Source organism: Pseudomonas sp. Leaf15, assembly GCF_001421425.1.
In the GTDB taxonomy this organism is placed as follows: domain Bacteria; phylum Pseudomonadota; class Gammaproteobacteria; order Pseudomonadales; family Pseudomonadaceae; genus Aquipseudomonas; species Aquipseudomonas salomonii.
In genome coordinates, this window is the sequence record NZ_LMKI01000004.1 from 60,539 (window position 1) to 87,534 (window position 26,996).

Here is a 26,996-nt window from a genome sequence, read left to right on the forward strand (position 1 = left end):
GGCTCACTTTTGGAAAGACCCAAAAGTAAGCAAAAGGTCTTCGCCCCAACACTCGGTGCCTCGCTGTGGCTCGGCATGCCCGCAATCCGCCAGTGATTTGGGGGGCCGCCGCCACGCGCCATCCATGGCGCGGGGCGGCTAAACCGGCATCCCTGCCGGTTTACCCCCCAAATCACTGTCGAATTCCGGCCATCGTGTTTGACGGGGCGATTTCAGATCAAGATCACGATCACAAGCGCAGATCAAAAGACCGCTGACTTCGTCATCGAAAAGGATGTAAGGGCCGGAGCAACAGCAACAGCAACAGCAACAGCAACAGCAACAGCAACAGCAACAGCAGAGCCATACTCGGTCAAAGGTGGGAGCTGGCTTGCCTGCGATGGCATCAACTCGGTGTGCCTGATGTACCGAGGTGTCTGCATCGCAGGCAAGCCAGCTCCCACAGAAAAGCAGATCCCAGGTGTATGCAAATCCGCTTTTCGCTTTTGATCTGGCACCGAGTGGTGGGGCGAAGACCTTTTGGTTACTTTTGGCTGGGCCGGCATTCCGGGCGTTTGCCAAAAGTGACCCGCCGTCAGGGCGGAACCCTAAGCCGCCATCACCGCAGCAACGGATATATACACCGACAAACCACCTCCCACAGCACGCAAATCAGCTGCCATCACCCCCATGGGCTTCCTCAAAGAAGTAATCCTTCCAGCTCCCCGCCTTGTTCTTCAACACGCCCAATTCCTGCAACTTCTGCGCATAGATAAACGTACGCTGCGGCACGATGGTGAAGTCGATTTCCGGGTCCTGAACGATTTTCTCCACCAGGTCCAAAGGCAGCTTGGATTCCTCTACGCGAATATACGTCTTGGCAGCCGCAGGCTTGTCAGCCTTGATAATCCGCTCAGCCTCCGCCAGCGCGTCATAAAACGCCTTGTAGGTCTTCGGGTTCTCATCGTGAAATTTCTGCGTGGTATAGAGCACGTTAAACGAAGCCTGCCCGCCAAGAATGTCGTAGGAACTGAGCACCTTATGCACGTTGGGGTTCAACAACTCCTGGTACTGAAACGGCGGGCTGGAGAAGTGTGAGTTGATCTCCGAACCACCGGCAATCAACGCCGCCGTGGCATCCGGATGGGCCAGGCTGATGGAGATGTCGTCGAACTTCTTGAAATTGGCATCGCCGAACAGCTTGGCGGTCTCGATCTGCAAGGTCCGCGACTGGAAACCCACGCCGGCGGCCGGCACAGCGATGCGGTCTTTTTCGGTGAAGTCCTGCAAGGTCTTCACGTTGGGGTTATTGGTCAGCAGGTAATTGGGCATCGACCCCAGGGAAGCGATGGCCTTGACGTTCTGCTTGCCCTTGGTGCGGTCCCACAGGGTGAGCATCGGCGGCACACCCGCCGAGACCACATCCAGGGCGCCGGCCAGCAGCGATTCATTCATGGCGGTGGCGCCGGAAATGCTGTTCCATTCCACCTTGATGTCCAGGCCCTGCTCCTTGCCATGTTTTTCGATCAGGTGCTGGTCGCGCACCACGTCGAGGATCAGGTAGCCGATACCGAATTGCTGGGCAATGCTGATCTTGCCCTCGGCCTGGGCGCCGGGGCTGAGCAAGGCGCTCGCGGCCGCCAGGGACGCGGCCAACAGGGTCAGGGAGGAACGCTTGAAAGTCATGGGAATCTGCCGCGTTTTCGAGAAGGTGATAGAGCCTAGCGACGAATTTTAAGACTGGAAAAGAATATCGGGATCTATTGTTATGCTAATCATCCCCAAAATGCCGTGTGGCTGTTATTGTGCCGCGCTTTGAAATACACCTGCCAACCTGCGAGGAAATGGACGTTGAACACTGACGATAAAATGACTGGGGATCTGTTCGAGGTCGATAAGCGCCTGTCACTCAAGCCCGTGGTGGACTTCAACGCTTACCTGCGCAGCGCGTTCGGCGATGGCCCGTGCACCTGCGTGCGCTGCACCGCCGCCAACGGTGACGAAACCGGCTACGCGTTCCAGCACACCTTCAACTTCGACGGTAAACCCACGCACCGCCGCTTCGCCTCAACGGCAGGCAGTGATGTGTTGATGGTGTTGAAGAAGGCGTGGTTGTCCTACAACAAGGCCGAGCTGAACGCTGCAGGCGACCTGGCACTGGATACCGTGAAGGACTTTGTTGAACCGCAACTGCACAAACGTCTATTACCGCTGTTGCTGTCCAGCGGCCTGGTCATAGAGGTAGAGGGTAGTTTGCGTCTGTTGCCACAGGCAGCTGCTTGAACGTATAGGTATCCGCGCCGAACAGGGATGATCCGGCGTCACACACAAAGGATTGAGATTGATGAATCAAGAACGCATCACCCGCTACTGGCATGCCGTCGAGTTGCTACAACCTCAATCGGCGCCGAAAATCGAAAAGCGCGACAGCCTGTCTTCCTCGTTCCTGTACGACTGCAATGCTGCCCAACCGACGATGCCGTGGTCTGAAGACAGTCCAGTGAACCGGCAACAGAAGCCCAAAGGCCGGGTCTGGAGCCATACGCTGTTCGCACATATGTATGACAGCCGGACGGTAGCCGAGGCACTCAAGCACCTCTACGGCGCTGACCTTGGGTACAAGGAATCGACAAAAAGCCGCGAGTCCGCACTCTTCGCCCTGAAGTTCACCGCCCAGGGGCTAATGGTACAAGACAGCCTGGTGCTCTCCAGCGAAGCCTGGTTCCTGGGCAATGCTTTGGCTGGCAGGGACTGGACTCGGGGCTTCGACGACGATCAGAAATCCCTGCGCGAGGACATCAAGTCCTTGATGGGCGGCAAGGTTGACGCGGCTGTCATGGTAACGCTGACGAGCAAGATTCGCGCCTTCCTTGGCCTGGATGATTTTTTTTGCGAACCGACGCTGTTCAGCCATCGCTGGCGTTCCACGCCGATCAAGGAAAAGAACCCCGAACAGGAAGACGACCCGCTGAACAGCTTCCTGCTGGCCGACCTGGCCGATGTAGCTGACAACCTGCATCGAGGTATCGCGAGCAAGCCGCTGGCACAGTATCTGGCGCGCCATGTCGAGCACAAACGCCTGCATGTCGACGATGATGACGCCTCCTTGCCCCTCATCGAACGATTGGCGCCCAAGTATTACCCCTCGGGCTGCTGGCCGTCCGAACATCACCTTGGCCTGGTGCATTCACAGCAACTGGCGGTGAACACCCTCGTGCACACGTTGAGCGACAGCGAAGGTATGCTCGGCATCAACGGGCCGCCAGGCACCGGCAAGACAACACTGCTGCGCGACCTGCTGGCTGCCGTTGTGACCCAGCGCGCCGACGCCTTGGCCTGCCTGCCTCGTGCTTCCCAGGCATTTGTGGAGGGCACACCGGAGCGTGTGGTCGACGGCAACGGCTTCCAGAACATCCACACGCTCAACCCGGCCTTGTTCGGCTTTGAAATGGTGATCGCGTCATCCAACAATGGCGCCGTTGAAAACGTCACCCTGGAGCTGCCGCAGCTCGACAAGATCGACCCAAGCTGGTTGCCGGATGCGGACTACTTTAGCGAGCTTGGTCAATTGGTCAGTGGCAAACCCGCTTGGGGGCTGATCTCGGCAGCCTTGGGCAGTAAGGCCCGGCGCAGAACGTTTATCAGCCGTTACTTCTACGGCGAGCAGCCGCGTAAGCCCAAGGCCGGCAGCCTCGAAGACGATGAGAACGATTGGATGTCGGCACTGGACGCCGAAGAGCTCGACGATGACGAAGAAGCGGAAGACGAGGTGTCTGACGAGACCAAAGAGCAAGGTCCGCGCGGCTTCTTGGAATGGCTGGGAATCCAGGCCGATGTTACCCGCACCACCGCACAACGCCAGAGCACGTGGCAACAGGCCGTCGCAGCCTATCAGGCAGCCAAGGCGCATGCCGAGCACTTGAGTGCTGACACCCAGCACATCAACGACCAGCTTCAAGCCTTGAATACAATGCGCCAGCAGATCGCGGAACAAATCGATACGCTCAAGCAGTTGAGCCAGAAGGTCAGAGAGGCGGATGCTCGAATCGCACAACTCGACGAGCGTGAATTCAAACCCGCACACGACGCGCTGCAACACTGTCTCAACGAGCTGCAAGACCACTTGGCGAACGAGCCCGGCTTCTTCACCAACCTGTTCAGTCTGTGGGGCGCGCAGCGTCGCTGGAAAACGCTAAACCGACTCATCGATGCCAGGCGTGGGGCGGCCGAGGAGGGTTTCGAACGGGTTCGGCGCACGGCAGCGCGCCTAGCCGATGAGCGCAAGGTGCTCGACGACCTGAGCACCGAACAGCAACAGATCCTGCAAGGCCTACGCGAGCGCCAGAGCCAGCACATCGCGCAAATCACTGCCTTGGCGCAAGCGTGCAAGGCAGATCACCTGCTGGCATGGCTACGCCACGGCATTATCGGCCGTGGTGAAGCCATCGAGCTGGTTGAGCCCTGGACGATAAAAGGTTGGCGACAAGCCCGCGCACGCGTGTTCATCGAGGCGCTCAAGTTGCATCGGTGCTTTTTCGAACTGGAAGCCAAGCGCATTCGTGCCAACCTGTTTTTCATCAACAGTGTGCTACAAGGTGGGCGTTTCCAGGGGGTTTCTCGCGAGGCCATCCGCTCGAGTTGGGCGTCATTGTTCATGCTCGTTCCGGTCTTGAGCAGCACTTTCGCTTCATTTGCACGTTCATTCGGGTCGCTGGGCGTCGGCGAAATCGGCTGGCTGTTGGTGGATGAAGCCGGCCAGGCAACGCCGCAGGCGGCCGTCGGCGCATTGTGGCGGGCGCGACGTGCGGTGCTGGTGGGTGATCCGCTGCAACTCAAACCCATCGTCACGGTATCGGACGCAGTGCTGGAACATATGCGCACTCGTTATGGGGTGGACGAACACTGGGTACCGACCCGTCAATCCGCGCAAACCCTGGCCGACCAAGCCACCCACTGGGGCCGGATGATGGGCCCGGCGGATGACAAGCGCTGGGTCGGTTTACCTCTGGTGGTACACCGCCGCTGCGACCGGCCGATGTACGCGTTGGCGAACCGTATCGCTTACGACGGCGTCATGGTCTTCGGCACCCTCACCCCACGTCCAGACAAGGAGACACCCGCCCGCCTGGCTTCGGGCTGGATCCAGGCCAGCGGCCCCTCCTCCGGCAACTGGGTGGCGGCCGAAGGCGAAGCGCTCAAGCGTTTGCTGGCAATACTGCGTAACGATGGCGTGGGCATCGCCGACATTGCGGTTATCACGCCCTTCCAGGCAGTACGCGACCACCTTAAAGACCTGCTACCGCGCAAGATGGTCTACGGCACCATCCACACGATGCAAGGCAAAGAGGCGCCTGTGGTGATCATGGTGCTGGGCGGCAGCACTGAAAACCCGGGGGCACGTGACTGGGTGGTCAGCGAACCAAACCTGCTGAACGTCGCCGCCACACGAGCCAAGCGACGTTTTTACGTCATCGGCGATCGCCGCGACTGGCACCAGCGCTCATTGTTCTGCGACGTGATGTCTTTGCTGCCGCAGCAACTGCTCGCATCTACTGAAAAACAAAACGGCACCTGAGTGCCGTTTTGCCCCTCCCTGCTCAGCGCTATTACTTACGCGCCGCCTCCCACGACTTGAGCAGATCGCTGTAGGCCACGGTCTCGCCTTTAGGCTTCTCATTTGCCAGCTTGGGCTTCGGCGCACCCGGCTGGTCAAACCAGTATTGCGCATCCCGCTCCGGGTTCATTTTCGGGCCGCACACCGGCTGCACCTTGGAGCGTTCCAGGCGCGTCATGATCGCGTCCTGTTCCTTGGCCAGGTTGTCGAGCGCCTGTTGCGGGGTTTTCTCGCCGCTGGCCGCTGCGGCGATGTTGCTCCACCACAGCTGCGCCAGGCGCGGGTAGTCGGGCACGTTGGTACCGGTCGGGGTCCATTCCACCCGCGCCGGGCTGCGGTAGAACTCCACCAGGCCGCCGAGTTTCGGCGCCATGTCGGTCATGGCCTGGGAGTTGATATCAGACTCACGAATCGGCGTCAGGCCAACAATGGTTTTCTTCAGTGACACGGTTTTTGAGGTCACGAACTGCGCGTACAGCCAGGCCGCAAGCTTTTGCTTCTCGGGCGTGGACTTGAGGAAGGTCCAGGAACCCACGTCCTGATAGCCCTTTTTCATGCCCTTTTCCCAATACGGCCCGACCGGCGACGGCGCCATGCGCCATTTCGGCGTGCCATCGGCATTCACCACCGGTAGGCCCGGCTTGGTCATGTCGGCCGTAAACGCGGTGTACCAGAATATCTGCTGAGCGATATTGCCCTGGGACGGTACCGGGCCGGATTCGGAGAAGGTCATGCCCGCCGCTTCCGGAGGCGCGTAGGCTTTCATCCAGTCCACGTACTTTTGCGTGGCAAACACGGCGGCCGGGCCATTGGTGTCGCCGCCACGGGTCACGCTGGAACCCACCGGGTGGCAGTCCTCCACGCGAATGCCCCACTCGTCCACCGGCAAGCCGTTGGGCAGGCCCTTGTCGCCGCCGCCGGCCATGGAGAACCAGGCATCGGTGAAGCGCCAGCCCAGGGACGGGTCTTTTTTGCCGTAGTCCATGTGCCCATAGATGCGTTTGCCGTCGATTTCCTTGACGTCTTCGCTGAAGAATTTGGCAATGTCTTCATAGGCCGACCAGTTCACCGGCACACCCAGCTCGTAGCCGTATTTTTCCTTGAACTTGGCTTTGAGGTCCGCACGCTCGAACCAGTCGGCGCGGAACCAGTAGAGGTTGGCGAACTGCTGGTCGGGCAGCTGGTAGATCTTGCCGTCCGGCGCAGTGGTGAACGAGATGCCGATAAAATCCTTGATATCCAGGGTCGGCGAGGTGAAGTCCTTGCCTTCGTTGGCCATCAGGTCGGTGATGGATTCGGTCTTGCCATAGCGAAAGTGCGTACCGATCAAGTCGGAATCGTTCACCCAGCCGTCATAGATATTCTTGTCGGACTGCATCTGGGTTTGCAGCTTCTCCACCACGTCGCCTTCCTGCAGCAGGTCGTGGGTCAGCTTGATGCCGGTGATTTCGCTGAAGGCCTTGGCCAGCACCTTGGATTCGTACTCGTGGGTGGTGAGGGTTTCCGACACCACGTTGATCTTCATCCCACGGAACGGTTCCGACGCCTTGATAAACCACTTCAACTCTTCGAGCTGCTGGGCTTCGGTAAGGGTGGACGGTTTGAACTCGCTGCCGATCCATTTTTTCGCGGCATCTTCGTACGCATCGGCCCAGGCCGTGGCGCTCAAACCGCTCAAGGCCAGTACGGCGGCCAATGAAATGCTATGTCGCAGCTTATTGTTTTTATTCAACATAGAGACCTCCTGGTGGTTTATTCATAAGGGCACTAGTTCATAAGGGCACTAGCCCCAACGCATCACACTCAACAGCCATACCAGGGATAGCGCAGACGCCACCCAGATGCTCCAGTCGGTAACGCCGATCACCAGCAAATGCAGGTAGGCGCTGCCGAGAAGACCGATAAACAAACGATCACCACGGGTGGTGCTGATCGGCAACAAACCGCGCCGAGGAATACTCGGCGAACGCAGTTCCCAGGTGGTCATGCCTGCCAGCAGCAGGCCAATCGTCACAAAGAACAGTGCGGTCGGGGTGGTCCAGGCCATCCATTCCATCATCGAACCCTCTAGACCCGGCCCAGGGCAAAGCCCTTGGCCACGTGGTTGCGAACAAACCAGATCACCAGCATGCCCGGCAGGATGGTCAACACCCCCGCCGCTGCCAGCACGCCCCAATCAATGCCGGAGGCCGAGACCGTACGCGTCATCACCGCCGCGATGGGCTTGGCGTTAACCGAGGTCAAGGTGCGCGCCAGCAGCAGTTCGACCCAGGAAAACATGAAGCAGAAAAATGCCGTCACGCCGATACCGGAGCCAATCAACGGGATAAAAATCTTCACGAAAAACTTGGGAAAACTGTAGCCGTCGATGTAGGCGGTTTCGTCAATTTCCTTGGGCACACCGGACATGAAGCCTTCCAGGATCCACACCGCCAACGGCACGTTGAACAGGCAATGCGCGAGCGCCACGGCGATGTGCGTATCGAACAGCCCAATGGACGAATACAGCTGGAAAAACGGCAGCAAAAACACCGCCGGCGGCGCCATGCGGTTGGTCAGCAGCCAGAAGAACAGGTGCTTGTCGCCCAGGAAGCGATAACGCGAAAACGCATAGGCGGCCGGCAGCGCCACGCTCAGGGAGATCACCGTGTTCAGGCTCACGTAGTACAGCGAGTTGAGGTAGCCGGTGTACCAGCTCGGGTCGGTGAAGATCACCTTGTAGTTGGCCAGGGTAAAGTCCTGCGGAAACAGGGTCAGCCCGCCGAGGATTTCGGTGTTGCTCTTGAAGGACATGTTCAGCAGCCAGTAGATCGGCACCAGCAGAAACAGGATGTAGATCAGCAGCGGGATAAGCTTGCGCTTGCTCATGTTGGCGGCCTCAGCGGTTGGCGTCGGAGTGGGTCATGGCGGTGTAGAACAGCCAGGACACCAACAGGATGATCAGGAAATACACCAGGGAAAACGCTGCCGCCGGGCCCAGGTCGAATTGGCCTACGGCCATTTGGGTCAAGGTCTGACTGAGGAAGGTGGTGGCGTTACCCGGCCCGCCGCCCGTCAGCACGAAGGGCTCGGTGTAGATCATGAAGCTGTCCATAAAGCGCAGCATCACCGCGATCAGCAGCACGCTTTTCATCTTTGGCAACTGGATATGTCGGAACACCGCCCAAGCGGATGCGCGATCAATCCGCGCGGCCTGGTAGTACACGTCCGGAATCGCACGCAGCCCCGAGTAACACAGCAACGCCACCAGTGAGGTCCAGTGCCACACGTCCATCACCAGCACCGTCACCCAGGCGTCCATGGTGTTGGCCGCGTAGTTGTAGTTGATGCCCATGGCGTTGAGCGTCGAACCCAACAGGCCAATGTCGGCGCGGCCAAAAATCTGCCAGATGGTGCCGACCACGTTCCACGGGATCAGCAGCGGAATCGCCAGGATGATCAACACCAATGACGACCAGCGACCCTTGGTCGGCATGGTCAGGGCGATGGCGATGCCCAGCGGGATTTCGATCAGCAGCACGCAGGCCGAGTAGATGAACTGGCGCAGCAAGGAGTCATGCAGGCGTGGGTCGAGCAGCACCTGTTTGTACCAGTCGGCACCGACAAAGTAGCGGCTGGACTGGTCGAAAATGTCCTGCACCGAATAGTTGACCACGGTCATCATCGGGATCACCGCGCTGAACGCCACCAGCAGGAACACCGGCAACACCAGCCACCAGGCCTTGTTGTTCTGCACCTTGTTCATGGCTGCACCTCCAGCAGGTAATCATCGGCGTACACCATCAACCATTGCGCCGGAAAACTGATGGAGGCTTGGCCTTCGGGCACCGGTTTGTCTTCGGCCAGGCGCACTTTCAACGGCGCGCCGTCGAGGTTGAGGGTCATGATCTTGTAGGTGCCGAGGTCTTCCACATGCACGACATCGGCCTGCAGCGCGTCAGGGTTGTACTCGTCCCACACATGGATAAATTCCGGGCGGATACCCACCTGCAGTTTTTTGTAGCCCGTCTCGCGCAGGCGCTGTTGCAAGGCCTCGGATAACGGCAGCAAGGTGCTGGCAAAGCGCACGCCGCCGGCTTCGGCCTGCACCTCGATCAGGTTCATCCCGGGGCTGCCGATGAAATAGCCGACAAAGGTGTGGCTGGGCCGCTCAAACAGCTCACGCGGCGTGCCGAACTGCACGATCTGCCCGCCATACATCACCGCGATTTTGTCAGCGAAGGTCGACGCCTCAAGCTGGTCGTGGGTGACGTAGACCATGGTGATATTGAATTGCTCATGAATCTGCTTGAGCTTGCGGCGCAGTTTCCATTTGAGGTGCGGGTCGATCACCGTCAGCGGTTCGTCGAACAGGATCGCCGACACGTCATCACGCACCAGGCCACGGCCCATGGAAACTTTTTGCTTTTCATCGGCGGTGAGGTTGCGGGCTTTTTTGCTCAGCAGGGCTTGCAGGTCGAGGACTTCGGCAATTTCCTGCACCTTGCTGTGAATTTTCGCTTCAGCCATGCCCTGGTTTCGCAGGGGAAACGCCAGGTTGTCGAACACCGTCATGGTGTCGTACACCACCGGAAACTGGAACACCTGGGCAATATTGCGTTTCTCCGGGGTAAGATCGTTGACCACTTTGGCATCAAACAACACCTGGCCTTCGGACGGGCTGAGCAAGCCGGAGATGATGTTGAGCAATGTCGACTTGCCGCAGCCCGACGGCCCGAGCAAGGCGTAGGCTCCGCCCTGCTCCCACACATGGTTCATGGCCCGAATGGCGTAGTCCTCGGGGCCATTGGGCGTAGGGCTGTAGCTGTGCGCGAGGTTCTGCAAATGGATCTCGGCCATCAGGCAACCCTCGCGACGCGGCGCCCGGGGGCCTGGACCAAACGGCCCTGGCCATCGAACACAAAGAGTTTATGGGTGGGGATATACACGCGGATCGGCGCGTCGACGTCGTACTCATGGACGCCCAGTAAGTGCAGCACCAACAAAAAGTGCTCGCTGCGCACATGCAGGAAAGTTTCCGAGCCGCTGATCTCGGCCACTTCCACGGTCACCGCCAGTTCCAGGTCATCGTCGTTGCTCGGCACCAGGCTGATATGGCTGGGGCGCACGCCAAACCGGAACTCGCCTTCGCCGATGGGACGCAGATCCACGTTCAACGGGAAGTGCACGACATTGGCAAAACTGACTTCGTTGCCACTGATACGTCCCGGCATCAGGTTGATCGGCGGTTCGGAGAACAGCTCGGCGGCCAGTACCGTCTGGGGCTGGTGATACACCTCGGCAGCCTTGCCGCTCTGGATCACCCGGCCTTCGTGCAGGATGGTGGTGGTGCCACCGAGGGCCAGGGCTTCATTGGGTTCGGTGGTGGCGTAGATGGCAATGGTGTGGCGCGCCTTGAACAGTTCGCGCATTTCCTGACGCAGCTCTTCGCGTAGTTTGTAGTCCAGGTTCACCAACGGCTCATCGAACAGGATCAGCTCGGCGTCTTTGATCAAGGCGCGGGCCATGGCCGTGCGTTGCTGTTGGCCACCGGACAGCTCCAGCGGGTGGCGCTGCAGGAACTTCTCGATGCGCAGCATCTGCGCGGTTTCCAGCACTTTGCTGTGGATCAGTTCGTTGGACACACCGGCCTGGCGCAACGGCGAGGCGATGTTTTCGAACACGGTCATGGTCGGGTAGTTGATGAACTGCTGGTAGACCATCGACACGTTGCGCAGACGCACCGGCTTGTGGGTGACATCGACGCCGTTCATCAGGATGCGGCCGCTGTCTGGCTTGTCCAGCCCGGCCATCAGGCGCATCAGGCTGGTCTTGCCGGCCAGCGTGCGGCCGAGCAAGACGTTGAAGGAACCGGCTTCGAAACGCAGGTTGGCGTCGTCGATCCAGGTTTGGCCTTCGACAACGCGGGAGACATGTTCCAGGGTCAATGACATGACACGCCCTTTTTATTATTGGAATGATTCTGGCCCTTCGTAGCAGCGAGTTTCGTGCCAGAACTGGCAGGTGGTTGATCTGTAAGGAAATGGGTTGAACAGGATGTTCAGGCATGAACAAAAATGAACAACCAGCGCTGAACATCTGAACAGCGGACGGGTTGACATTGAACAGTTCTGAACAACAATCGATGGGCGCCACAGATTTAATGTGGGAGCAGGCAAGCCAGCTCCCACAGTTGGACGGCGTAAGGCTTGATAACAATAAAAATAAAAGAAGGTCGCCCCCATGGCCGAACCCCTCGCACACGACACCCTTATCCAGGAATCCTGGCGCCGTTGCCGCGCCTTCGGCCTGGACCACCAGAGCACGCCCAGCTTTGATCAACTGCCAGCCGAAGGCATCAGCCGGTTGCTCGAAAGCCAGCATTCGCTGGTGCAGACCACCCATCAGGAAGTACTGCCCTACTACGAAAACATCCTCAGCAATTCCAACTGCCTGATCATGCTGGCCGACAACCAGGGCCAGGTGCTGACCTCGTGGGGCACCCAGCGTTTTATCGAGCCGAAGCTGGCGCGCGGTTTCAGTGCCGGCGCCAGCTGGATGGAGCGCGCCAGCGGCACCAATGCCATCGGCACCGCGCTGGCCTGTGCCCAGGCGGTGCATATCGAGCACGATGAACACTTCCTCAAGGCCAACCGGTTCATGACCGGTTCCGCGGCGCCGATCTTCGATGCCCAGCGCGAAATCATTGCGGTGCTGGATGTGTCCAGCGACAGCTACCTGCCGCCCTCCCACACCTTGGGCATGGTCAAGATGATGAGCCAGACCGTCGAGAACCGGCTGATCCTTAACTTGTTTCGCGGCGAGCATTTTCAACTGACCTTCAACACCGGCCTGAACAACCTCGACAGCCAGTGGGCGGGCTTGATCATTTTTGATGACAGTGGCCAGGTGCTGTCGGCCAACCGCCGCGCCGATAACTTGCTGGGCATCAGCCTGTCGCGGGTGCTGATCGACAGCTTGTTCAAGGTCTCGTTGTTGGAGTTGCTGAATCAACCCGAGGGCTTGCCGTTCTCGTTGCAGGCGGCCGGCCGCAATCGGTTCCAGTGTTTATTGAAGCGGCCGCAGAAGATGCCGGTGCACGCGCGGGTCTTTGCTGAGCCCAAGCCCACAAAACCTGCGCCGATGAGCATCCAGACCCTGCATTTTGGCGATGTGCGCGTGGAAAAGGCCGTGCGCCAGGCCGAGCGATTGCTGGAAAAAGACATTCCGTTATTGATTCACGGCGAGACCGGCGTTGGTAAAGAGGTGTTCGTCAAAGCCCTGCACCAGGCCAGCTCGCGCAGCAAACAGGCGTTCATTGCGGTGAACTGTGCAGCGATCCCCGCCGAACTGGTGGAGTCCGAGCTGTTTGGCTATGAAAAAGGCGCCTTCACCGGTGCCAACCAGAAAGGCAGCATCGGCCTGATCCGCAAGGCGGACAAGGGCACGCTGTTTCTGGATGAAATTGGCGATATGCCCCTGCCGACCCAGGCCCGCTTGTTGCGCGTGCTGCAGGAGCGCTGCGTGCAGCCGGTGGGCAGCAGCGAGCTGTTCCCGGTGGACTTGCGCATCATCTCGGCCACCAACCGCGCGCTGCGCGACTGGGTGCAGGCCGGGCGCTTTCGTGAGGATTTGTACTACCGCATCGGCGGCCTGACCCTGGAACTGCCGCCCTTGCGCGAGCGTACCGACAAACAGGCGCTGTTCCAGCAGTTGTGGCAACAGCACCGTGAGCCGACCCAATGGGCCGGGCTGAGTGCCGAGGTGCTGGCCTTGTTCGAGCAGCACCCGTGGCCGGGCAACCTGCGCCAGGTCAGCAGCGTGTTGCAGGTGGCGCTGGCAATGGCCGAGGAGCAGCCGGTACGACCGGAGCATCTGCCGGATGATTTCTTCGTCGATTTGAATGTGGCGGCGCCTTTGCCCACCCGGCAAAGCCTGGAGGACAGCAGCGACCTGAGCCAGCGCCTGAAAGCGGCGGGCGGCAACATCTCCCATCTGGCGCGGGAACTGGGCGTGAGCCGCAACACCCTGTACAAGCGCCTGCGCCAGCACGAAGGTTGAGCTAGCGCGGTTTGACCACCACCATCAGGTCGGTGAAGTACTCCACCCGAATCGGCAGGTTGTCGGCCAGCGCCGAGAGCGCCGCGGCCGTGTCGTCGAGTTTGAACACCCCGGACACCCGCAGGTTTTTCAACGCCTGGGCATCGAAGCGCACCAAGCCGTGGCGGTAGCTGGCCAGGGTTTGCAGCACCTCACTCAGCGGTTGGTCGTTGACCTTGAGCAGGCCACGGGTCCAGGCATCCGGGTCGGCGCTGGCGCTCGCCTGTGCAGGCCCCGCGTGGCCATGATCAAGAATCGCGCGCTGCCCGGCCGTGACCTTGACGCCCTCGCCCGTGTCCCCTTGGACCGCCACGGTGGACTCGATCACCGTGACCACGGTGCTGCCGTCCGCCGCGCGCTTGACCAGATAACGCGTGCCCAAGGCCGTGGCCGTGCCTTGATCGGTGCGTACCACGAACGGCCGTTGCACGTCCTTGGCCACGTCAACCCACAGCTCGCCTTGCAGCAGTTCGATCACGCGCTGGTGGCCGTCGAATTTCACGTCCACCGCCGAATTGCTGTTGAGCTGCAACTGGCTGCCGTCTTCAAGGGCGAACTGGCGGCGCTCGCCGACGCCGGTGCGCTGGTCGGCCATCCACACCGGCATGTGCTGCACACCGAACCAGCCGCACAGCACTACGCCAAGCACACACAAGGCCTGCACCCTGCGCGAACGTTGGGGCGCAAAGGCGCGATTCAGGGCAATGCGTGCCGGTTGCGCGGGCAACGTATCGAAGTCACCCCAGAGCGAGCGCATACGCTCGATGGCCACGGCATGGCGCGGGTCGGCCTGGCACCAGGTGTTGAAGGCGTGACGCTCGGCATCGCTGACGTCTTCGTCGTGCAGCCGCGTCAGCCAATTCGCCGCTTGTTGAATGATGTGTTCGGAGTTCACGGCAACGGGTCCGCCCCGTACAGGCTGTGGTAGCAATGCACCAGCGCGGTGGACAGGTAGTTTTTGACCGTGCTGGATGACACCTCAAGGCGTGCGGCGATTTCACTGTAGGTGAGCCCGTCCAGGCGGCTTAACAGGAAGGCTTCACGGGTTTTCGCCGGCAGGCCGGCGAGCATCTCGGCGATGCGCTCCAGGGCTTGCAGCGCCACGTGGATGGCGGCCGGGTCGGGCATGCCGGCGTCTTCACACTGCACCAGCAGGGCTTGCAGGTAGGCCTTTTCGATCCGGCGGCGGCGCGCGCCATCGATCAACAGGCGCCCGGCGGTGGTGGCGAGAAAGGCGCGAGGTTCCTTGATGGCCTGCGGATCGGCCAGCATCAACACGCGGACAAACGCATCGTGGGCCAGGTCGGCGGCGTAGTGGGAACAGCCAAGTTTTTTGCGCAGCCAGCCGTGCAACCAGGCATGGTGCTCGCGGTACATCGCCGTAAGGGTCTGCTGACGGGCGCAATCGCCCGGCGCGGCCGGAATGTCATGCATGCGCAAAAACTTCTCAAATGGGAAATATTACCAATTGCGCAAACAATGCCAGTAAAACTGTGGCGGGGCAAGGGCCACTTGGGTGGCGCGGTGTTGTGGCAGCTGCGAGTTTGTGGAAGTTGTGCACGGCCAATGTGGGAGCGGGCTTGCTCGCGAATGCGGTGTGTCAGTTGATACATTTGGCGACTGATACACCGCATTCGCGAGCAAGCCCGCTCCCACAGTTAGACCCCGGTGACAGTTAAATTGGCTTAACGCCAACTCCAGGAAACACCGGTATAGATACCGCGCCCATCGGCCGGTGTAGACCGCGCGACATCCACCCCCTTGTCGTCATACCCCGGCGTGACGGTATTGGCATAACGCCGATTGGTGAGGTTGCGCAGATCAACCCAGGCTTGCCAGTCCTGTTTCGGCGCGTCATAGCCGAAAGTGGCGCCCAGGGTTGTGTAAGCCGCCGCGTAGTAAGAGTTGGCGTAATCCACCGCCACCCGTGAAGCGTGCTCGGTGTTGAGGCTGGTGTAGAAACCGGTCGGGTGGCTGTAGCGCACTTGTGCCTGGTAGTAATGCTTAGGGATGCCCGGCAAAGTGTTGGCGCCGAAGCGGTCGTCGTCGCGGTAGTGGAAATCGCTGTAGGTGTAGGCCTGGCGCAAGGCCACCTGGCCATTGCGACCGCCGTCCCACAACGGGCTGAGCAGGCTCAGCTCCACGCCCTGGTGCACGGTGGGGCTGGCGTTGGCTTCGGCGACGACGGCGCTGCTGGTCTGTGTCTGCGCCTGGGTTTCCACGGTGAGCAGTTCGTGACGCACTTCGGAGCGGTACAGCGCCAGGTCCCACTGGCCGAACCATTGCTCACCGCGCCCGCCTATCTCCAGGGTGGTGGCGGTCTGATTGCGCAAGCTCACGCCTTCGCGCGCCAGTCCGTTAGCGGGGCCGCCCGAAAAGTACTTGTTGGAACCCCAGATCATCGACCACGCGTGCGGCGGCTCGACCGAATGGCTGAGGTTGCCGTACACCTGCAACTGCGGGGTGAAGTCATAGCGCAGGCCAATGCGCGGCGCGTAGTCCCAATCATGCTGACTGAGCGGTGCCTGCCCTTCGGGGTAGCTGACCTGGGTTTCGCGGCGCGTGTAGATCGCCGCCAGGCCGGTGGTCAGCCACAGGTCTTGCGCCAGTTCCAGCTCGTTGCCGATATGCAGCACCGTGTCGGAACCCAGGTAGCTGTAGTCGCGGGTTTTGGTGCCGGGGGCGTAATAGGTGGCCGGGTTGCTCGACGGCACGCGCACATATTCCGAGGCGCCGTTGTTGGGCATCGCCTGGGTGGTGCGCAGGCCAACGGTGGTTTTACTGGCGTGGCCGAACCAACTGTCCTGGCGGATGTAGTTCAGGGTGCCGCTGACATCCGTGTAGGCGACTTTCAGGCGGTTGAGCCCTTCGCGCAAATCCATCGGGTAGTCGTGGTAGGCCAGCCCCACTTCGACACGGGAAGTGTCATCGAGCTGCAAGGTGGTCTTGTTGGCGATCCAGGTCGAGCCCGGCTGCAGGCGTTTCGAGTCACGGGCGGCGTTGAGGCGGTTGGCGGCGCTGGGGTCATGGCTGATCTGATAGCGCGTCAGCTTGCCGGGGCTGTCGTTGGTGGTCTCGCGGTAGCGAAAATAGAAGCGCGTCTCCAGGTCCGGGTTGAAGCGGTAGCCGAAGTTGGCCGCAATGCCCTTGCCGGTGCCGGCGCTCTGGTGCTGGTAGCCGTCGGATTCGGAGTCGGTGAGGCTGATGTAGTAGTCGGCGTCGCCCAGCACCTGGCCGGAGCTGATTTCGCGCTGGGCATAACCGCGACTGCCCACTTCGTAGCGTACCTGCAACTTCGGCGCGTCATAGCCGGTGTGCGTGACATAGTTGACCGAACCACCCAGGGCCAGGGCGCCCTGGTCAAAACCGTTGGCGCCGCGCAGCACCTCGACGCGGCTTTGCCACAGCGGGTCCTTGAGTTCATAGGGCGTGCCGCCGGGGCCGGTGAGCGGTAAACCGTCAAGCATTTCATACAGGCCCGAGGCGTGGGAGCCGGGGCTGCGGTTCAGGCCCGAACCGCGGATCGACAGCTTCACCCCTTCATTATTCGCCGCCTTGGCGTAGACGCCGGCCTGGTACTTGAACACGTCTTCGTTGGTGCTGACGCGCCCCTGCTGCACGCTGCTCATATCGATAAAGTTGGTGCCACCGGGCACGCTCTTGAGCTGCGCCTGGGCCACTTCAGCGGCGCTGGCTTCGCTGCTGGAGACCTCGACCGGGGCCAGTTGCAGGGTGTCGGCGTGCGCCAGTGAACTGAGGGTCAGGGCGGCAAACAGCAATGGGGGTTGGCGCAACAGCATGGGTTAAATCCTTGGCATTCGGGGGCGTGACAAAGCCTTGGCCATCACGCGAACAGTGATGGGAAGCCAGGCAGGCTCACCAGGTCACGCTTAATTAACGGACCAGACCCTTCCCACAACAGCTTCGGACCGGGATTATTTTCTAAGTCCAAAATCGCATTAACACATGCAAACTCAGTATTTAAAGAAATAACCAGCACGCATTACTGTGGAGCCATTGAGTCGCCCACGAGATTTCCCCATGCAAACATCCGCCAGCGTTATTGACTTCACCCTCCACCGTAAACGCCGCCAGGCGCGTGCAGCGGCCGAGCTGATGTGGGCCATGTACGCGGCACGTGCGGGACTTGCGGTGTTCACCGCCCACACCGCAACCGCCAGTGATACGCGCCGGGCGTAACGCCGATGAATTTTTTACAGGTACTGCCCGAATCAGCCGAACCACTGCCAAAACCCGCGATTGAGGATGACGACACCAGCCTGTGCGTGGCGCAGAACCTGCAACGGTTGCGCAGTAAACGCCACCTTTCGCTGGATGGGCTGGCACGCGCGTGCGGCGTGAGCCGTGCGATGCTGGCGCAGATCGAGTCCGGGCGCAGCGTGCCGTCGATCAAGGTGCTGTGCAAAATCGCCAAGGGCTTGAAGGTGTCGGTCGCGGCCTTTCTGGAAGACCGTGCCTTTGAAGGCGTCGAGGTGTTGCCGGCGCAACAGAGCAAACGCCTGGTGAGTGCCGACGGGGCATTCGTCAGCCGTGCGTTGTTTCCCTTTGATACCGCACGCCAATCGGAATTTTATGAAATCCGCCTGCGGGCACTCGGCGAGGAAGTTTCAGCCGGTCACGGCCCCGGCATTCAGGAAAACCTGGTGGTGGCCCAGGGCGTACTGGAAGTCAGCGTCAACGATGAGCGCTATTTGCTCTCCACCGGCGACTCGATCCTGTTCTACGCCGACCAGCCCCACCGCTACCGCAACCCGGCGGACAGCGAGGCGGTGGCATTTTTGGTGATCACCTACCCGGAACGCCTGGACTGAATGCAAAAAGCCCCGACAAGTCGGGGCTTTTTGCACCTGTTTTACACAGCAGCGGTCAGCAGGTGCAGCACATCATCGGCATGCCGTTGCAGCTCATCATCATTGGCATGGCGCAGTCGTTCATCAGCTTGTTCATGAGCATGCAGCAGTTTTCCATCATGGCCATGCTCATGCCTGGCATCGGCATCATTTTGCACATCATGCTGTCGCCCATCAGGGTGCATTCCATCATGCACTTGATCATCGGCATCGACATGCCCATGGTCATCATCGGCATGTTCATGTCAGCCATCATCTTCATGGCATCGGCCGACATGCACAGCATCGACATGTTTGCGCACTGCATCATCATCGGCATGCCGCAGTTCATCATCATCGCCATCATCTCGGCGTTGGTCTTGAACTGCGCCATGTCCATACCGGCCGCCGGCTTCATGGTGCACATCATGGCATCGCCCGCCATTTCGCACTTCATGGTCGCCATCATCATCGGCATGCCCATCATCGGCATCATTGGCATGGACGTGTTCATCGGCATCTGCATTGCGTTCATCATGTTCGAAACTCCGTAATCGACAGGAAATGGCTAAGTTCTGGCGCCGATTCTAGAGCCACCGAGCGACGGCGCAAGACGACGGCAGAGCAGCACAAACGGCTGTTCGGGAGCTTGCTTGGGTGACCAAGACAGCGACGCTTTACGTGATAACAGACGAATCGCTGCAAAGACGTTTAAACCTGCTACTGGCACCGCATAAACGTCAGCATGGATATGCGATTAAAGCCTTGCGACCTCACTTAAGGAAATAAACGATCTAACCCGAGGGCAAAACCCGGTAATCGGACTCGTCCGTCAGCGGTTCGATCGTGCGCATGAAGTCATCCGCCTCAGACCCCCTGGGGAAACTGAACCCCGCCATTTCATCGCATGCCAGGATCTCGGCCAGGGCTTTGCGTAACTGAGACTCCGCCGGCGAGTCACGCAGCAGTTTATGTGCGGTCAATAACACCTCGGCAGGAACGCCTTGGGCGCTTGCCACATCGATTACCGCAAAGAGAATAAATCGCAGGCGAACTTCGCGATCCGTAGGCCAAACCGTTTTTCGCTTACCCAAGGTAGGCACTCATCCGTTGAGAAAAGCCCGAGGCTATTGCCCACCGAAGGGTGTTTCAAGCATGGGGACTTAAGATAGGCCCTTTCCTACATTTGAAAGGGAAATACCGTACCTACATCACTGCACCGGCAAGAAATTCATCAACAGCAAACTCTGCGCATAGTTGAGCGCCACACGTCGGTAGCGTTCATCGAGCATCTGGGCGAGCAGGTCCAGGCGCGCAACCACTTTGCCGAACTCGACGGCAAAGCTGAGGTTGCTGCCCTCCTCCGATATCTCGTTGGAAAACAGCAGCAATACCCCGTTGGCGTCCTGGCGCTGGCTGAGCAGCCAGGTGGCTTTTTCGATATTGCGTGCAGCGTTGCTGACAAACTGCGGGTTGATCGAGTCGGTCATATAAAACTGGGTGCGGCCGCCATGGGCGGTCACCAGCATGCTGCCGATCGCGTAGATAAACGCGCCGACCCGGTCGCCTTTGAAGTCGGGGCTTAACGAGTAGCTCAAGGCCGCGAGATCGCGCCGCTCGCCCAGGGCCGGCAGCGGTTTTTGCTGCTCGATGGCCTGGCGGATTTCCCGCGCGGCGCTCACTGCATCCGGGTAACCGGATTGGCGCCACTGGCTGGGGTTGCGCAGGTAAAGCTTGCTCATCAACAGATACAGGCTTTGCAGGTTGTCGCGCATGCTCAAGGTTGCCATGCGGTCGACGCTGGTCTGAAAGAACTCATCGGGCCTGCCATTGCTGAACTGGCTGGCGATATCGCGGCCCTGCTGCTGGCTGCAACCGCTGGCAAACAGTGCCAAAAGAACCGCCAAAAACAACGGCCAGCGGGAGATACAAGTATGTGACGTTCGATCCATCGGCACCGGGTCTGATTGTGCTGCCCACACTCTGAATGAGTGGGGTCATGACAGGGGTAGATCAGGAGAATCAAAAAAAGTGCGGCGAGCCGGGYCGGATCAGAAGTTGCCTACGCACACAAAGGAGTGCCTACAGGATCGTTCCCACGCGCCGCAAAGGAATACCGCCCTGGACGCTCCGCGTCCCGCTTCTGACGCCGTGACGCAGAGCGTCAGAGGATGCGTTACCACGCKSAGCGTRGGAACGATCAARCYGCCGGCAGTGCATCAGGATCGTTCCCACGCGCCGCAAAGGAATGCCGCCCTGGACGCTCCGCGTCCCGCTTCTGACGCCGTGACGCGGAGCGTCACAGGATGCGTTACCACGCGGAGCGTGGGAACGATCAAACAACAACGGCCAGCGGGAGATACAAGTATGTGACGTTCGATCCATCGGCACCGGGTCTGATTGTACTGCCCACACTCTGAATGAGTGGGGTCGTGACAGGGGTAGATCAGGAGAATCAAAAAAAGTGCGGCGAGCCGGGTCGGATCAGAAGTTGCCTACGCTCAAAGGAGTGCCTACAGGATCGTTCCCACCGTGACAGGGGTAGATCAGGAGAATCAAAAAAAGTGCGGCGAGCCGGGTCGGATCAGAAGTTGCCTACGCTCAAAGGAGTGCCTACAGGATCGTTCCCATGCTCTGCGTGGGAATGCCGCCCTGGACGCTCCGCGTCCCGCTTCTGACGCCGTGACGCAGAGCGTCAGAGGATGCGTTACCACGCGCAGCGTAGGAACGATCAAGCTGCCAGTAGTGCATTCCTGCGAAATACTTGCCTGATCCTCCGACTTATCGACTGGTGGATAGATAGCTTTTGCGCCGTGGTCTAGAGTGCAACGATGGGCCACGAGTCCAACATTCTTATAAGAGCTCAAAAGGGCTCAGCACCACCAACCGATGATCAGCAGGTAAACCCGCCATGGAATTACGTATCAACCAAAAGACCTACCAGGTCGATGCCGACGCCGACACGCCGCTGCTGTGGGTGATCCGCGACGACCTCGGCATGACCGGCACCAAGTACGGCTGTGGCCTGGCCCAGTGCGGTGCGTGTTCGGTGCTGGTGGACGGCAATGTGGTGCGCTCCTGCGTTACCCCGGTGGCGGGCGTGGTTGGCCGCGAGGTCACGACCATCGAGGCTATTGAGGACGATGCGGTGGGCAAGCAGGTGGTCGCCGCCTGGGTCGAACATCAGGTGGCGCAATGCGGTTATTGCCAGTCCGGGCAAGTGATGGCGGCCACGGCGCTGCTCAAGCACACCGCCGCGCCGACGGTCGCGCAAATTGATGCAGCGATGGTCAACCTGTGCCGCTGCGGCACCTATAACGCCATCCACACCGCCATGCTGGATTTGGCCAAGCAGAAGGAGCGCGCCTGATGAACACGCGCAATGAACTGCTGGATGTAGCCCTGGGCGACCCGGTCAACCTGTCGCGCCGACGTTTTCTGGCCAGCACCGCCGTGGGCGCACTGGTGATTGGTTTCGGCCTGCCGCTGGGTGGCGGCCGCGCCTTCGCGGCCACCGCCAACCCTACGGAACGCGGCACGCAGGTGCCGGCGTTTCTGGAGATTCGCCCGGACGGCACGGTGCGCCTGCTCAGCCCGTTTATGGAAGGCGGCCAAGGCACCCACACCGCCATGGCGCAAATTGTCGGTGAAGAACTGGACGCCGACCCTGCCACCTTTGTCGTCGAAGCCGCGCCACCGGGCGATGCCTATGTGGTGATGGAAAACGGCATGCGCATCACCGGCGGCAGCATGTCGGTGCGCATGAGTTACCCGACCATGCGCCGCCTGGGCGCCCTCGCCCGCGCCATGCTGTTACAAGCAGGTGCCGAGCAACTGGGCGTGCCGGTCGCACAACTGACCACCACCCCCGGCCGCGTAGTACACGCCGCCTCGGGCCGCTCGCTGGGCTACGGCGAACTGGCCAGCCGCGCCCTCGACATGCCGGTGCCTGACCCATCCACTATCACCCTGCGCGACCCAAGCCAGTTCCGCTGGATCGGCAAGCCGGTCAAACGCCTGGATGCCTACGACAAATCCACTGGCAAGGCGCAATACAGCATCGACCTCAAGGTCGACGGCATGCTCCACGCCGCCGTCCAGCATGCGCCGCGCCTGGGCATGACCGTGGGCAGCCTGCGCAATCAGTCCCAGGTCGAAGCCATGAAAGGCGTGCACTCGGTGCATCAACTGCCTGGCGCCGTAGCCGTGGTGGCCGAGCGCTGGTGGCACGCCAAGCGTGCAGTAGAAGCTATTCAGGTCGAATGGCTGGAAGCCGCCGCCGACTCTACAGTGCGCGCCATGCCGGCAGACTTTTCCAGCGACAAATACCGTGACTTCCTCGCCGCCCAGCAAGGCCCGGCCCGCGACGAAGAAAACGAAGGCGACGTCAACGCCACACTGGCAAACGCCAAGACCAAGGTCGAAGCCACCTACCACAACCAGTACGTCAACCATGCCCAACTGGAGCCGCCATCGGCCCTGGCGCGCTATAACCCGGACGGCACGCTGGAAGTCTGGCTGCCGAACCAGGCGCCAGACATGTTCCGCGCCGACATCGCCAAGCGCACCGGGCTGGATGTGTCAAAGATCACCTTGCATTCGCCGTTGCTGGGCGGCTTTTTCGGTCGGCATTTCCTGTATGACTCGGCCAACCCGTACCCGCAGGCCGTCGCGCTGGCCAAAGCCGTGGGCCGCCCGGTCAAGCTGATCTGGAGCCGTGAAGAAGAGTTCCTGCGCGATGTATTGCGCCCGGTCGCGGTGGTCAAGTTCCGCGCGGCGCTGGATGACAAAGGCTTGCCGGTGGCCATTGAAGCCGTGAGCGCCACCGAAGGCCCATCCGAGGCCATCGCCGGCAAACAGGGCGACAAAATCGACCCGACGGCCCTTGAAGGGTTGTCGGGCAAGTCCTATGCGATTCCTAACAAACGCATCGCCCAGATCTACGTCAAAGGCCCGACCATGCTCGGCTACTGGCGTTCGGTGGGCAACTCGCTGAATGACTTTTTCTACGAAGCCTTCCTCGATGAACTGGCCGACAAAGGCGGCCATGACCCGTATGAGTTGCGCCTGCACCTGCTGCGCGACAACAAACGCCTGACCACCTTGCTGCAAGCGGTGGGCGAGTTGTCCGGTGGCTGGAAACGTGGCCCGTATACCGCAGAAGACGGCAGCCGCCGCGCCCGCGGCGTGGCCATGGCCTCGCCCTTTGGCTCGCACGCGGCGGTGGTTGCCGAAGTGTCGATCGAAAACGGCCAGGTCAAGGTGCATCACATCTGGGAAGCAATTGACCCTGGCAGCATCGTCAATCCGGCGATCATCGAGGCCCAGGTCAATGGCGCCGTAGCGTTGGGCTTGTCACAAACGTTGGTGGAAGAAGCGGTGTACGTGGACGGTAAACCACGGGCGCGCAACTACGACCTTTACCCGATCCTGCCACCCTCGCGGATGGCCAAGGTGCACGTAAAGATCGTCGAGAGCGGCGAAAAGATGGGCGGTATCGGCGAGCCGCCGCTACCCGCAGTGGCGCCTGCCGTGGCCAATGCGGTGGCGCACTTGACCGGCCAGCGCATCCGCAGCCTGCCTTTGAGCCGCTACACCTTCGCCTGACCGACAAGGAACGCCTATGAACAACCAACGATTGGCTAGAACCGCTGGCTGGCTGGTACTGGCCGGCGCAGTCGCCGCCGGCCTGCTGGCCTGGTACGTCACCCGTCAACCGGCTTCGCCGTTTGAACAGGCCAATGCCACCGCCGACCCGACACTGGTCAGCCGTGGCGAATACGTCGCCCGCGTCAGTGACTGCGTGGCCTGCCACAGCCTGCCGGGCAAGGCTCCCTTTGCCGGCGGCCTGGAAATGGCCACGCCGCTGGGCGCCATTCATGCCACCAACATCACGCCGGACAAGAACGTCGGCATCGGCACCTACAGCCTGGCGGACTTCGACCGCGCCGTGCGCCACGGTGTGGCACCGGGCGGGCGACGGCTCTACCCGGCCATGCCCTACCCGTCCTACGTAAAACTCAGCGACGATGACATACGTGCGCTGTATGCGTTTTTTATGCAAGGCGTGCAACCGGCCAGCGAGCCGAACATCCCCAGCAGCATCCCGTGGCCACTGAACATGCGCTGGCCCATCGCACTGTGGAACGGCGTGTTCGCGCCGACTAACACCTATGCCGCCAAACCCGAGCAGGACGCGTTGTGGAACCGTGGCGCCTATATCGTCCAAGGCCCCGGCCATTGCGGCAGTTGCCACACGCCGCGTGGGCTGGCCTTTAACGAGAAGGCATTGGACGAGTCCGGCGCACCGTTCCTCGCCGGTGCCTTGCTCGACGGCTGGTACGCACCGAGCCTGCGCCAGGACCACAACACCGGCCTGGGCCGTTGGAGCGAGCCGGAGATTGTGCAGTTCCTCAAGACCGGGCGTAATAAACACGCAGTGGTGTATGGCTCGATGACCGAGGCGTTTAACAACTCCACGCAGTTCATGCAGGACGACGACCTGGCGGCCATTGCGCGTTACCTCAAATCACTGCCGGGCGACCCGCAGCGTGACGGTTCGCCGTGGCAATACCAGACGGCAGCGGTCGATACGAGCGCACCGGGTGCCCACACCTACGCGACCCGCTGCGCCTCCTGCCATGGCCTGGACGGCAAAGGCCAGCCGGAGTGGATGCCGCCTTTGGCCGGTGCCACCTCAGCCCTGGCCAAGGAAAGCGCCTCGGCGATCAACATCACCCTCAACGGCTCGCAACGCATCGTGACCGCCGGTATGCCGGACGCGTACCGCATGCCGGCGTTCCGCGAGCAATTATCCGACCAGGAAATCGCCCAGGTGTTGAGCTACGTGCGCGGCACATGGGGCAACAACGGCGGCGCGGTGGACGCTGCGGCGGTGAACAAGCTGCGGGGGCATACGGACCCGGCCAGTAGTAGCCCGATTATCCTGCACATGCGCTAACAGATCGTTCCCACGCTCCCGCGTGGGAATGCAGCCCGTGACGCTGCGCGTCGCACCTGCGCAGAACTTGAATGTTGTGCTGGGGGGCGGGACGCGGAGCGTCACAGGCGTCATTCCTTTGTTGCGCGTGGGAACGATCTGATGGCCGCAGGCTACCAGCCATACAAGTAGGCCCAGAGAACAGCGCCAGCGACCAATACCATCCCAAAATGATACGGCCATAACGCCCAACGCTTGAGGGAAACGGGAACGGAAGCCAGTTCAGCCTCAGTCACCTCGCCTCTTTTGATGTGAAATTTAGGCATTCCCAACAGCTCTGTGATCAGGAGCATGCGATGAAACCTGTCGATATGCTTGTTTCTACCCCAAAAACGTTTGTTGTCGCAGACCACCTTGTTTTCACTGAAGTAGCTTTCCAGCGCTTCGAGCTTTGTGTACTCAGCGTATAAAGTCAGCCCTGCGAAAATTAGCCCCCCTACGCATAAAGAAATTGCCAGGGTGAGTTGAAAATCCATGCTTAAGTACCTTCTGGTTGGAAGATCAAATCACCATCGATCTCTTCGATTTGCCCGCCTAGAAAGGCGCCGCCAGCGCCGAATAAGGTGCCTCCTGTATACCCTACCGCAGCGCCGCCAATCACTGCGCAGGCCAGGTCCCCGTTTCCTTTAACCACTACCCCCAAAAACACCTTACAGCCGAGTCGGGCTATTTTCGCGCCTACCGTCCCTCCCACATAAGCCCCCACCACGCCGCCCCCCAACTTCCCCGTCTCCACATACTTCGCCCGCCGACACTGCGCCTCGCGCCCCTCCACACACGCCTCCTTAATCTCCAACCCTGCCACGCCCACGTCCAGTGCCAAGCCCACATAGGTGCCCTTCCCCAACCACTTCGAGGTCTGCGCAATGCTCCGCATCCGCTGCGCATACCCGGCAATCTCACCCTTGTGCAGATAGCTTTTGGTTGAAACCCCCAATATCTTTTTCAGCGCCTGATTACCTCGCAACCCCGTGCCAAATCGCGCCGCGCCTTGCAACTGGGTGTCCAGCAGCCCAAACAACGCCTGGCGCTGGCGCAAAAAAGCCTCACGCTCCAAGCCTGCGGTTTTCAGGCGCTGGTGCAGCCGCTCAATCTCTTCCAGCGTCTGCGCCACTTCGTCCAGATGCCGCGCCCACGCCGAGGTTGCGCTGCCCACTCCCAACGAGCCGTACCCCAGAAGGCTTTGCAGCAAGTCATAGTTGTTGACCATCTGGGTTGCAACGCGCGTGTCCAGCTCCCGACTGATTGCCTCGGCATGGCGCACAAGCCAGGCTTCTTCCAGCGAGCAGGTCACGCTGTACGGATCGGGAATAATCACCAACTGCCCCGGCCTCACCAGCCCATGACGCAGGTGCCGGTTCAGCACATCGAAATGATCAGCACGCTGCCGGCCCGGGGAATGGCCCATCAACTGGGTTTTCAAGCTGAGGTAGTCCGTGAGGCGGTCGTTGATATAGCCCTGCGCCATGCTTCG

23 protein-coding genes are annotated in these 26,996 nt (G+C 60.6%); 9 read left to right on the forward strand and 14 right to left on the reverse strand.

Annotated features, from left to right (window positions below):
* Positions 1-651: 651 nt before the first annotated feature.
* The gene (locus ASE80_RS05025; protein WP_056857924.1) at positions 652-1,665 is read right to left on the reverse strand and encodes an ABC transporter substrate-binding protein; all 1,014 of its coding nucleotides are present in this window, start codon (positions 1,663-1,665) and stop codon (positions 652-654) included.
* A 165-nt stretch (positions 1,666-1,830) separates the two neighbouring features.
* On the opposite strand from ASE80_RS05025, the gene ASE80_RS05030 reads away from it, so the two are divergent.
* Positions 1,831-2,262 carry a hypothetical protein gene (locus tag ASE80_RS05030; RefSeq protein ID WP_056857925.1) on the forward strand — a complete coding sequence of 144 codons (432 nt, stop codon included), beginning with the start codon at positions 1,831-1,833 and terminating at the stop codon, positions 2,260-2,262.
* A gap of 61 nt (positions 2,263-2,323) precedes the next feature.
* Positions 2,324-5,554, forward strand: coding sequence for a DEAD/DEAH box helicase (locus tag ASE80_RS05035; protein ID WP_056857926.1), 3,231 nt, complete (start codon positions 2,324-2,326; stop codon positions 5,552-5,554).
* Between the two features lie 31 nt (positions 5,555-5,585).
* On the opposite strand, the gene ASE80_RS05040 is transcribed toward ASE80_RS05035, so the two are convergent.
* Genes ASE80_RS05040 through ASE80_RS05065 form a run of 6 tightly spaced genes read right to left on the reverse strand, consistent with a single transcriptional unit; the run spans position 5,586 to position 11,526 of the window.
* The gene (locus tag ASE80_RS05040) at positions 5,586-7,328 is read right to left on the reverse strand and encodes an ABC transporter substrate-binding protein (protein ID WP_056857927.1); all 1,743 of its coding nucleotides are present in this window, start codon (positions 7,326-7,328) and stop codon (positions 5,586-5,588) included.
* A 48-nt stretch (positions 7,329-7,376) separates the two neighbouring features.
* On the reverse strand, positions 7,377-7,649 hold the full coding sequence (locus tag ASE80_RS05045; protein ID WP_026013758.1) for a DUF2160 domain-containing protein: 273 nt from the start codon (positions 7,647-7,649) through the stop codon (positions 7,377-7,379).
* A gap of 11 nt (positions 7,650-7,660) precedes the next feature.
* The gene (locus ASE80_RS05050; protein ID WP_003232361.1) at positions 7,661-8,461 is read right to left on the reverse strand and encodes a carbohydrate ABC transporter permease; all 801 of its coding nucleotides are present in this window, start codon (positions 8,459-8,461) and stop codon (positions 7,661-7,663) included.
* Between the two features lie 10 nt (positions 8,462-8,471).
* Positions 8,472-9,338, reverse strand: coding sequence for a carbohydrate ABC transporter permease (locus ASE80_RS05055; protein ID WP_017137728.1), 867 nt, complete (start codon positions 9,336-9,338; stop codon positions 8,472-8,474).
* Entirely contained in the window at positions 9,335-10,432 is a 1,098-nt protein-coding gene (locus tag ASE80_RS05060; protein ID WP_056857928.1) for an ABC transporter ATP-binding protein, read from the reverse strand. Before ASE80_RS05060 ends, ASE80_RS05055 begins: the two co-directional genes overlap by 4 nt.
* Positions 10,432-11,526, reverse strand: a complete 1,095-nt coding sequence (locus tag ASE80_RS05065) for an ABC transporter ATP-binding protein (protein WP_056857929.1) — start codon at positions 11,524-11,526, stop codon at positions 10,432-10,434. The genes ASE80_RS05060 and ASE80_RS05065 overlap by 1 nt, the downstream gene beginning before the upstream one ends.
* A 289-nt stretch (positions 11,527-11,815) precedes the next feature.
* On the opposite strand from ASE80_RS05065, the gene ASE80_RS05070 reads away from it, so the two are divergent.
* Positions 11,816-13,633, forward strand: a complete 1,818-nt coding sequence (locus ASE80_RS05070; protein ID WP_056857930.1) for a sigma-54-dependent Fis family transcriptional regulator — start codon at positions 11,816-11,818, stop codon at positions 13,631-13,633.
* 1 nt (position 13,634) lies between these two features.
* On the opposite strand, the gene ASE80_RS05075 is transcribed toward ASE80_RS05070, so the two are convergent.
* From ASE80_RS05075 to ASE80_RS05085, 3 genes are all read right to left on the reverse strand, one after another.
* Entirely contained in the window at positions 13,635-14,567 is a 933-nt protein-coding gene (locus ASE80_RS05075; RefSeq protein WP_056857931.1) for a FecR family protein, read from the reverse strand.
* Positions 14,564-15,106: a sigma-70 family RNA polymerase sigma factor gene (locus tag ASE80_RS05080; protein ID WP_056857932.1), complete on the reverse strand. Its 543-nt coding sequence runs from the start codon at positions 15,104-15,106 to the stop codon at positions 14,564-14,566. Before ASE80_RS05080 ends, ASE80_RS05075 begins: the two co-directional genes overlap by 4 nt.
* Positions 15,107-15,357: 251 nt before the next feature.
* On the reverse strand, positions 15,358-17,472 hold the full coding sequence (locus ASE80_RS05085; protein WP_056857933.1) for a TonB-dependent receptor family protein: 2,115 nt from the start codon (positions 17,470-17,472) through the stop codon (positions 15,358-15,360).
* A 241-nt stretch (positions 17,473-17,713) separates the two neighbouring features.
* Between ASE80_RS05085 and ASE80_RS31095 the strand changes: the two genes are divergently transcribed.
* The 3 genes from ASE80_RS31095 to ASE80_RS31190 all read left to right on the forward strand — a co-directional run bounded on the left by ASE80_RS31095 (position 17,714) and on the right by ASE80_RS31190 (position 19,076).
* Positions 17,714-17,872, forward strand: a complete 159-nt coding sequence (locus ASE80_RS31095) for a hypothetical protein (RefSeq protein ID WP_164488392.1) — start codon at positions 17,714-17,716, stop codon at positions 17,870-17,872.
* A gap of 5 nt (positions 17,873-17,877) precedes the next feature.
* The gene (locus ASE80_RS05090) at positions 17,878-18,504 is read left to right on the forward strand and encodes a helix-turn-helix domain-containing protein (RefSeq protein WP_056857934.1); all 627 of its coding nucleotides are present in this window, start codon (positions 17,878-17,880) and stop codon (positions 18,502-18,504) included.
* 62 nt (positions 18,505-18,566) lie between these two features.
* Positions 18,567-19,076, forward strand: a complete 510-nt coding sequence (locus tag ASE80_RS31190; protein WP_056857935.1) for a hypothetical protein — start codon at positions 18,567-18,569, stop codon at positions 19,074-19,076.
* 240 nt (positions 19,077-19,316) lie between these two features.
* Here ASE80_RS31190 and ASE80_RS05100 read toward each other — a convergent pair whose 3' ends face one another.
* On the reverse strand, positions 19,317-19,616 hold the full coding sequence (locus ASE80_RS05100; RefSeq protein ID WP_056857936.1) for a hypothetical protein: 300 nt from the start codon (positions 19,614-19,616) through the stop codon (positions 19,317-19,319).
* Between the two features lie 117 nt (positions 19,617-19,733).
* Entirely contained in the window at positions 19,734-20,474 is a 741-nt protein-coding gene (locus ASE80_RS05105) for a hypothetical protein (RefSeq protein WP_056857937.1), read from the reverse strand.
* 959 nt (positions 20,475-21,433) lie between these two features.
* Here ASE80_RS05105 and ASE80_RS05110 point away from each other — a divergent pair.
* Genes ASE80_RS05110 through ASE80_RS05120 form a run of 3 tightly spaced genes read left to right on the forward strand, consistent with a single transcriptional unit; the run spans position 21,434 to position 25,483 of the window.
* Complete coding sequence (locus ASE80_RS05110; protein WP_056857938.1) at positions 21,434-21,892, forward strand: (2Fe-2S)-binding protein; 459 nt, start codon at positions 21,434-21,436, stop codon at positions 21,890-21,892.
* On the forward strand, positions 21,892-24,129 hold the full coding sequence (locus ASE80_RS05115; protein WP_056857939.1) for a xanthine dehydrogenase family protein molybdopterin-binding subunit: 2,238 nt from the start codon (positions 21,892-21,894) through the stop codon (positions 24,127-24,129). Before ASE80_RS05110 ends, ASE80_RS05115 begins: the two co-directional genes overlap by 1 nt.
* A gap of 16 nt (positions 24,130-24,145) precedes the next feature.
* Positions 24,146-25,483, forward strand: a complete 1,338-nt coding sequence (locus ASE80_RS05120; RefSeq protein WP_056857940.1) for a c-type cytochrome — start codon at positions 24,146-24,148, stop codon at positions 25,481-25,483.
* Positions 25,484-25,635: 152 nt separating this feature from the next.
* Here ASE80_RS05120 and ASE80_RS05125 read toward each other — a convergent pair whose 3' ends face one another.
* Positions 25,636-25,998 carry a hypothetical protein gene (locus ASE80_RS05125; RefSeq protein WP_056857941.1) on the reverse strand — a complete coding sequence of 121 codons (363 nt, stop codon included), beginning with the start codon at positions 25,996-25,998 and terminating at the stop codon, positions 25,636-25,638.
* A gap of 2 nt (positions 25,999-26,000) precedes the next feature.
* Positions 26,001-26,990: a hypothetical protein gene (locus ASE80_RS05130; RefSeq protein ID WP_056857942.1), complete on the reverse strand. Its 990-nt coding sequence runs from the start codon at positions 26,988-26,990 to the stop codon at positions 26,001-26,003.
* Positions 26,991-26,996: the final 6 nt, after the last annotated feature.